We start from the raw sequence: 7,410 nt of genomic DNA on the forward strand, positions 1-7,410 counted from the left end.
AGTACCGGCCAGCACGTGGCGGGTACGGACGAGAAGGGACACCAGCAGTGAGCACCGAGACGCAGACCGAGACCTGGAACGACCGGTTCGGGGCGTCGCTCATGCGATCCCTGACCCCTCCGAAGATCATGCTCGAGCGCGGACAGGGCTGCCGTGTGTGGGACGTGGAGGGCAACGAGTACCTCGACTTCCTCGCGGGGATCGCTGTGAACTCGCTCGGCCACGCGCACCCCGCGTTCGTCGCGGCGATCGCCGACCAGGCGGCGAAGCTCGTGCACGTGTCGAACTACTTCGCCACCCCGCCCCAGCTCGAACTCGCCGAGCGCCTCAAGCGCATCACCGGCGCGGGCGAAGCGGGCCGTGTCTACTTCGGCAACTCCGGCGCCGAGGCGAACGAGGCCGCGTTCAAGCTCGCCCGCCTCAACAGGGGCGCCGACGGCACGAAGACGCGGATCCTCGCGCTCAAGCAGGGCTTCCACGGGCGGACGATGGGCGCCCTCGCGCTCACCGGCAAGCCCGCACTGCAGCAGGACTTCCTGCCGATGATCCCGGGCGTCGAGCACATCGACACCTCGATCGACGCGCTCGAAGCGTCGATCGACGACACCGTGGCCGCTCTGATCCTCGAGCCCATCAAGGGCGAGGCCGGCGTGGTCGACCTCCCCGAGGGGTTCCTGCTGGCCGCCCGCCGGCTGACCGAGGAGCACGGTGCGCTGCTGATCCTCGACGAGATCCAGACGGGTGTCGGCCGGACCGGCAACTGGTTCGCGTTCCAGGGGCACGGGGTGACGCCCGACGCCATCACGATCGCGAAGGGCATCGCGGGCGGCTTCCCGATCGGCGCCCTCGTGACCTTCGGCTGGGCGTCCGACCTGTTCTCGGCCGGGCAGCACGGTTCGACCTTCGGCGGCAACCCGCTCGGCACCCGTGTGGCGAACGCCGTGCTCGAGGAGATCGAGCGCGCCGACCTCGTCGCCAGCGCGGTGGTCAAGGGTGAGCGCATCCGTGACGGTATCCGTGCCATCGGCTCCCCGCTGGTCGAAGAGGTCCGCGGCACCGGCCTGCTCATCGGCGTCGGTCTCGCCGGCCCGGTCGGCCCGCTCGTCAACGCAGCCGCCCTCGAACGCGGCCTCATCATCAACGCCCCCAACGAGTCGAGCCTGCGCATCGCGCCGCCGCTCATCGTGTCCGACGCCGAGGTCGACGAGTTCCTGTCGATCCTCGCCCAGAGCCTCGCGGCCGTCGCCGCAGCGCAGGAGCCCACCGCATGACCCGCCACTTCCTCCGCGACGACGACCTGAGCCAGTCCGAGCAGTCCGCGATCCTCGACATCGCCGACCGCATGAAGGCCGACCGCTGGGCGGAGAAGCCGCTCGCCGGTCCGCAGAGCGTCGCGGTGATCTTCGACAAGTCGTCGACCCGCACCCGGGTGTCGTTCCACGTCGGCATCTCGGACCTCGGCGGCAGCCCGCTGATCATCTCGACGGCGAACAGCCAGCTCGGCGGCAAGGAGACCCCGTCGGACACCGCTCGCGTGCTCGAGCGCATGGTGTCGGCGATCGTCTGGCGCACCTACGGCCAGGCCGGGCTCGAGGAGATGGCCGCCGGCACGACGGTCCCCGTCGTCAACGCGCTGTCCGACGACTTCCACCCCTGCCAGCTCCTCGCCGACCTGCTCACCATCCGTGAGCACCGCGGCACACTGGCCGGGCAGACCGTGGCGTTCATCGGTGACGGCGCGAGCAACATGGCGCAGTCGTACCTGCTCGCCGGTGCGACCGCGGGCATGCACGTCCGCGTCGCCGCCCCGGCCGAGTTCTTCCCGTCGGCGCAGGTCGTCTCCGACGCCGAGGACCGCGCTGCCGTGACGGGTGGCTCCGTCCTCGTCGTGACCGATCCGGTGGCCGCTGTGGCCGGTGCCGACGTCGTCGTCACCGACACCTGGGTCTCGATGGGCAAGGAGTCCGAGAAGCAGTCGCGCCTCGACACCTTCGCGGGGTACCGCGTCGACGACGCGCTCTTGGCGCACGCCGCCGCCGACGCCGTCTTCATGCACTGCCTGCCGGCAGACCGTGGGTTCGAGGTGACCGCCGACGTCATCGACGGTCCGCGCAGCATCATCTGGGACGAGGCGGAGAACCGTCTGCACGCCCAGAAGGCGCTGCTGGCCTGGCTGCTCGCCAACGACTGACCGACCGGGTGATCACCAGTGGCTGACCGCGTCGTCCTCGCGTACTCGGGCGGTCTCGACACCTCCGTCGGGATCGGCCGGTTGCGCGACGGCACCGGCAAGGACGTGGTGGCACTCGTGGTCGACGTCGGCCAGGGCGGCGACGACCTCGAGGCGATCCGGCAGCGCGCACTCGACTGCGGCGCGGTCGAGGCGCTCGTGGTCGACGCCAAGGACGAGTTCGCGGACGAGTACATCGTGCCGGCGCTCCGAGCCAACGCGCTGTACCAGAAGCGGTACCCGCTCGTCTCGGCCCTGAGTCGACCGCTCATCGCGAAGCACCTCGCCCTGACGGCGAAGCAGCTCGGTGCGGACAGCGTCGCGCACGGCTGCACGGGCAAGGGCAACGACCAGGTGCGCTTCGAGGCCGCCGTCGCGGCGATCGCGCCGGACCTGCGGACCATCGCCCCGGTGCGGGACCTCGCCCTCACCCGCGACCGTGCCCTCCAGTACGCGCAGGAGCACGGGCTGCCGGTCCAGCAGCCCGAGCGGCAGCCGTGGTCGGTCGACCAGAACGTGTGGGGTCGTGCCGTCGAGACGGGTCTCCTCGAGGACCCGTGGAACGGCCCGACCGAGGACCTCTACGCGACCACGCAGGACCCGGCCCTCCCGCAGCCGGCCGACGAGGTCACGATCACCTTCGACCGCGGGGTGCCGGTCGCCCTCGACGGGCAGCGGTTCAGCGTGCTCCGGATGGTGCAGGAGCTCAACGCCGTCGCCGGCAAGCACGGGGTCGGACGCATCGACGTCGTCGAGGACCGCGTGGTCGGGATCAAGTCGCGCGAGGTCTACGAGGCACCGGCCGCGGTCGCCCTCATCGCCGCGCACGAGGAACTCGAGAGCCTGACGCTCGAGCGTGACGTCGCGCGGTTCAAGCGCGGTGTCGAGGCCGAGTGGGCCGACCTGGTCTACGACGGCCTGTGGTTCGGCGGACTCAAGCGCAGCCTCGATGCCTTCGTCGAGCACACCCAGCAGCACGTCTCCGGCGACGTCCGGTTGCGGCTGCAGGGCGGACGCGCCACGGTGACGGGTCGTCGGTCCGAGCAGAGCCTCTACGACTTCGACCTGGCGACGTACGAATCCGGCGATGCGTTCGACCAGTCCGTGTCCAGGGGGTTCATCGAACTCTGGTCACTGCCCAGCAAGATCTCCGCCCGCCGCGATGCGGCGAACTGACCGACAGCCGCACCGGACCGACCACCAGCCCGCGGCCCCGCCCCCGGCGCGCCCGAGCACCGACGAAACGACGCAGGACGACATGACCGACGAGAAGACCGACGCCACCAACACCGGTGCCCTCTGGGGCGGCCGCTTCGCCGACGGCCCGAGTGCGGCCCTCGCTGCGCTCTCCAAGTCGACGCACTTCGACTGGCAGCTCGCGCCCTACGACATCGCGGGGTCCCGTGCCCACGCCCGAGCGCTGCACACCGCGGGCTACCTGACCGCCGACGAGCTGGAGCGCATGCTCGCCGGCCTCGACCGGCTCGAAGCGGCGCACGCCGACGGCACGCTGCAGCCCGACGACTCCGACGAGGACGTCCACGGCGCCCTCGAACGCCTGCTCATCGCCGACCTCGGTCCCGAGCTCGGCGGCAAGCTCCGCGCGGGTCGCAGCCGCAACGACCAGATCGCCACCCTCGGCCGGATGCACATGCTCGACCACGGACGGCGCATCGGGCGGCTCGTGATCGACCTCGTCGACGCGATCACCCAGCAGGCCACCGAGCACCCGGCCGCGATCATGCCGGGGCGCACGCACCTGCAGCACGCCCAGCCCGTGCTCCTGGCCCACCACCTGCTCGCGCACGCCTGGCCGCTCGTCCGCGACCTCGAGCGCCTCCGCGACTGGGCCGGCCGCGCGAGCGTCAGCCCGTACGGTGCGGGTGCGCTGGCGGGCAGTTCCCTCGGCCTCGATCCCGCCGCGATCGCCGCGGAGCTCGGCTTCGACCGTCCGGCGGACAACTCGATCGACGCCACGGCAGCCCGCGACGTCGTCGCCGAGTTCGCGTTCGTCCTCGCGCAGATCGGCATCGACGTCTCGCGTCTGTCGGAAGAGGTCATCCTCTGGAACACGAAGGAGTTCGGCTTCGTCCGGCTCCACGACGCGTTCTCGACCGGGTCGAGCATCATGCCGCAGAAGAAGAACCCGGACATCGCCGAGCTCGCCCGGGGCAAGTCGGGGCGCCTGATCGGCAACCTGACCGGGCTCCTCGCGACCCTCAAGGGACTGCCGCTGGCGTACAACCGCGACCTGCAGGAGGACAAGGAGCCGGTCTTCGACTCCGTCGCCACGCTCGAGGTCCTGTTGCCCGCGTTCACCGGCATGATCGCGACCCTGACCTTCGACACCGACCGGATGGCCGAGCTCGCGCCGCAGGGCTTCTCGCTCGCGACGGACGTCGCCGAGTGGCTGGTCCGTCAGGGCGTCCCGTTCCGGGATGCGCACGAGGTCTCCGGCGCGCTCGTCCGGTACTGCGAGGAGCGCGGCATCGAGCTCGACGAGCCGACCGACGACGAGTACCGGTCGGTGTCCGAGCACCTCACGCCCGACGTCCGTTCCGTCCTGACCATCGAGGGCAGCGTCGCATCGCGCTCCGGCGTCGGCGGCACCGCACCCGACCGGGTCGCCGAGCAGCTCGCGTCCGTCACCCGCCGCGTCCGCGACCTGGCCGAGGGCGCACCCTTCTCGCGATGACCCCGGGGATCGCCGCGCTGCTCGCCGAGCCCGCCCCGATCATCGCGCCGGCCCTGCTCGGTGCGACGATCGCGGGGCGCGGCGTGACGCTCCGCATCACCGAGGTCGAGGCCTACTCCGGCCCCACCGACCCCGGCTCACACGGACACCGGGGGATGACGGAGCGCAACCGCCACCTCTTCGGCCCGCCCGGCACGCTGTACGCCTACCGCTCGTACGGCATCCACACCTGCGTCAACGTCGTGAGCGGGCCGACCGGCACCTCGTCGGGCTCCCTGCTGCGCGGTGCGCAGGTCGTCGAGGGCCTGGACGTCGCGCGAGCGCGTCGCGGGTCGAAGGTCGCGGACGTCGCCTTGGCACGTGGGCCCGGCAACCTCGGTGGTGCGCTCGGATCGATCCTCGGGCAGGACGAGGGCACGTCGCTCCTCGACGGGCCCGGCCCGTTCGTGCTCACCCTGGCACCCGGCCTGGAGGCCCGGCTCGCCTCCGCCGGACCGGCCCAGGTGATCGACGAGCTCCTGTCCGAGACCCTGGCCGGTCCGCCCGCGAGCGCTGCGGTTCCGCGGATCTCCCGCGGCCCGCGCACCGGCGTCGGCGGCATCGCCGGCGGGGTGCGGTACCCCTGGCGCTTCTGGCTGACGGGTGACCCCACGGTCTCGACGTACCGACGGCACAAGGGTGCCCTCGACCCGTGAACCCGGCCACGGGCCTCCCGGCTGCCGCGCCTGCCGGTCGTCCGTCGCCGCTACGATGGCGGGGTGTCCAGTGATACCGCTCAAGACGTCCTGACGCGCCAGCAGAACGACCCCGCCTTCGACTCGGTGTGGGACGAACTGCAGTGGCGCGGTCTGGTGCAGGTCTCGACCGACGAGGCCGCGCTGCAAGAGGCGCTCGACGGTGAGCCGATCACGTACTACTGCGGCTTCGACCCGACGGCCCCGTCGCTGCACTGCGGCAACCTCCTGCAGCTCCTGACCATGCGCCGGCTGCAGCTCGCCGGGCACAAGCCGCTCGCGTTGGTGGGCGGGTCGACCGGTCTCATCGGCGATCCGCGTCCGACGGCCGAGCGCACGCTGAACACCCCGGAGACCGTGGCCGAGTGGGTCTCCCGACTGCAGACCCAGGTGTCGCGGTTCCTCAGCCCGGACGGCGACAACGGCGTCCGACTGGTGAACAACCTCGACTGGACAGCCCCGATGTCCGCGATCGACTTCCTGCGCGACGTCGGCAAGTACTTCCGCGTCAACTCGATGCTGAAGAAGGACGCCGTCGCCGCGCGGCTGAACTCCGATGCGGGGATCAGCTACACCGAGTTCAGCTACCAGATCCTGCAGGGACTCGACTACCGCGAACTCTGGCGCCAGTACGGGTGCACGCTGCAGACCGGCGGTTCGGACCAGTGGGGCAACCTGACCTCCGGCACCGAACTCGTCCGTCGCGCCGAAGGCGCCACGGTGCACGCCCTCGGCACCCCGCTCATCACGAACTCCGACGGCACGAAGTTCGGCAAGAGCGAGGGCAACGCGATCTGGCTCGACGCCGAGATGACCTCGCCGTACGCGATGTACCAGTTCTGGCTCAACACGACGGACGCGGACGTGATCGCCCGGTTGCGGCAGTTCACGTTCCTGACGCGCGCCGAGATCGAACGACTCGAGCAGGCCGTCGCCGACGAGCCCTTCCGACGAGAAGCCCAGCGGACCCTGGCGTTCGAGGTCACCTCGATCGTGCACGGCGTGATGGCGACCCAGGCGGCGATCGACGCCGCGGCCGCGCTGTTCGGCAACGGCGACCTCGGTGCGCTCGACCCCGAGACCCTGCGGTCGGCGATCGCCGCGCTGCCGGGGTCGGTCACGCTCGACCCCGGGGCGGACGTCGCACGGGCACTCGTGGAGACGGAACTCGTGAAGTCCCTCGGCGAGGCCCGACGCGCGATCGACCAGGGCGGTGTCTACGTGAACAACGTCCGAGCCGAGGACGCGGCCGCCCCGTTGTCCGACCTCGCCCTGCCCGGGGGAGTCCTCGTGCTCCGTCGCGGCAAGAAGACCCTCGCCGGTGTGACGCTCGGCTGACCCCGATCGCTCGACCTCTCGTGATGCCCGGTTCCCCTGCGGAACCGGGCATCACTGCGTCCGGGCGACGTGTGTTGCACAACGCGACACGCCCGGGATGGGAGCTGGCTTGGCGCACCCGCTCAGGGCTGCGTATAGTTCTTACTCGTCACCCCAAAGGTGCGGCGGAGCGGCTGGAGCGAAAGCCCAGAGCACGTCGGCCCTCAAGCGGGACCATCCTCCACTGAAGTTCAGATCGGGCCTTGCGCCGGATCGCTTCGACGCCTAGGATGACAAGCCCACCGGTTCTCTCCCCTCGGGATGAGCCACTGGACCTCCGGGTCCGACGAACAACCGGTGGCAAGCCAAGAACACAAGCCTTGTGGCTGAAGCTCGAACTCGAGCCGAAGAGCAAGTGCGTCTGGTCCTTGAGA

The 7,410-nt window shown here is 70.9% G+C and carries 6 protein-coding genes; all 6 read left to right on the forward strand.

The window, feature by feature from the left end; translation table 11 throughout:
* The first annotated feature begins 47 nt into the window (after nt 1-47).
* The 6 genes from BIU95_RS03510 (at nt 48) to tyrS (ending at nt 6,997) form a co-directional block, all read left to right on the forward strand.
* Nucleotides 48-1,271, forward strand: coding sequence for an acetylornithine transaminase (locus BIU95_RS03510; RefSeq protein ID WP_017887968.1), 1,224 nt, complete (start codon nt 48-50; stop codon nt 1,269-1,271).
* Entirely contained in the window at nt 1,268-2,191 is a 924-nt protein-coding gene (gene argF, locus BIU95_RS03515) for an ornithine carbamoyltransferase (RefSeq protein WP_071250354.1), read from the forward strand. The genes BIU95_RS03510 and argF overlap by 4 nt, the downstream gene beginning before the upstream one ends.
* An 18-nt stretch (nt 2,192-2,209) precedes the next feature.
* Nucleotides 2,210-3,406 (forward strand): argininosuccinate synthase, encoded by a 1,197-nt coding sequence (locus BIU95_RS03520; RefSeq protein WP_017887966.1) that lies wholly within the window; start codon nt 2,210-2,212, stop codon nt 3,404-3,406.
* An 82-nt stretch (nt 3,407-3,488) separates the two neighbouring features.
* Complete coding sequence (gene argH / locus BIU95_RS03525; RefSeq protein ID WP_017887965.1) at nt 3,489-4,925, forward strand: argininosuccinate lyase; 1,437 nt, start codon at nt 3,489-3,491, stop codon at nt 4,923-4,925.
* Complete coding sequence (locus tag BIU95_RS03530) at nt 4,922-5,620, forward strand: DNA-3-methyladenine glycosylase (RefSeq protein ID WP_071250356.1); 699 nt, start codon at nt 4,922-4,924, stop codon at nt 5,618-5,620. The genes argH and BIU95_RS03530 overlap by 4 nt, the downstream gene beginning before the upstream one ends.
* Nucleotides 5,621-5,683: 63 nt before the next feature.
* Nucleotides 5,684-6,997 carry a tyrosine--tRNA ligase gene (tyrS, locus tag BIU95_RS03535; protein ID WP_042540028.1) on the forward strand — a complete coding sequence of 438 codons (1,314 nt, stop codon included), beginning with the start codon at nt 5,684-5,686 and terminating at the stop codon, nt 6,995-6,997.
* The last annotated feature ends 413 nt before the right edge of the window (nt 6,998-7,410 follow it).

The sequence above is a fragment of the Curtobacterium sp. MCBA15_007 genome (genome assembly GCF_001864905.1).
Classification (GTDB): Bacteria; Actinomycetota; Actinomycetes; order Actinomycetales; family Microbacteriaceae; genus Curtobacterium; species Curtobacterium poinsettiae.